The sequence below is a fragment of the Vibrio sp. D173a genome (assembly GCF_030248475.1).
On the sequence record NZ_JAHGAH010001597.1, the window covers coordinates 1 to 660 of the forward strand.

1 protein-coding gene is annotated in these 660 nt (G+C 49.7%); it reads right to left on the reverse strand.

Annotated elements, in window-relative coordinates; translation table 11 throughout:
• Positions 1 to 660: sulfatase-like hydrolase/transferase (locus KIV40_RS35015; RefSeq protein WP_285354074.1), on the reverse strand; the 660-nt coding region annotated here is incomplete at both ends.

The following is a 660-nucleotide window of genomic DNA, read 5'->3' on the forward strand; positions in this document are numbered from 1 at the left end:
ATCCGCAGTGAAAATGATGATGGTGTTGTCAGCGATACCGAGCTCTTCCATTTTCGCCATCATTTCACCGACATGATCATCGAGATCTTTCATCACCACTTCTTGAAGCCCCCAACCATTTTGGCCGAGCATGGCTTCGTATTCAGGTGAAAGGTGCGTCCAAACGTGACCACGTGATGGACAATACCAAGTGAAGAATGGCTTATCCGCCTCAACCGCTCTTTCGATAAAGTTAATGGCGTGTTTATTCACTTCATCATCCAGAGTACGCATACGCTCGATAGTTAGCGCGCCATCGTCTTCAATGGTTTGACCGCCTTTGCCATCGGATTTCGCGTAAATCACGTTACGAGGAGCGAAGGCATCTAACGAGCCATCTTTTGGCCAGTCTGGATCTTCGGTGTATTCCATCGCATTCAAGTGATACAACCAACCCCAGTACTCATCAAAACCGTGCATTGTTGGTAAGAATTCGTCACGGTCGCCCAAGTGGTTTTTACCGAACTGACCTGTCACATAACCCATGGTTTTGAGAATTTCTGGCAGCGTTGGTGTGTCCGCATGCAGCCCTACAGGCCCACCCGGCAAGCCCACTGTATGCATGCCCGTTCGCACTGGTAACTGCCCCGTTAAGAATGCAGAGCGCCCAGCAGTACATGA